General features: G+C 57.2%; 1 rRNA gene. It reads left to right on the top strand.

The annotated features are described in order from the left end of the window. Nucleotides 1–236 (top strand): 16S ribosomal RNA (locus WS34_RS15255); the annotation flags it as partial.

The raw sequence follows: 236 nt of genomic DNA on the forward strand, positions 1-236 counted from the left end.
ACTGCCGGTGTAAGCCGAGAGGAAGGTGGGGATGACGTCAAATCAGCACGGCCCTTACGTCCGGGGCTACACACGTGTTACAATGGTAGGTACAGAGGGTCGCTACCCCGCGAGGGGATGCCAATCTCGAAAGCCTATCTCAGTTCGGATTGGAGGCTGAAACTCGCCTCCATGAAGTTGGATTCGCTAGTAATCGCGCATCAGCCATGGCGCGGTGAATACGTTCCCGGGCCTTG

It is taken from the genome of Odoribacter sp. N15.MGS-14 (assembly GCF_000980245.1).
Classification (GTDB): Bacteria; Bacteroidota; Bacteroidia; order Bacteroidales; family Marinifilaceae; genus Odoribacter; species Odoribacter splanchnicus.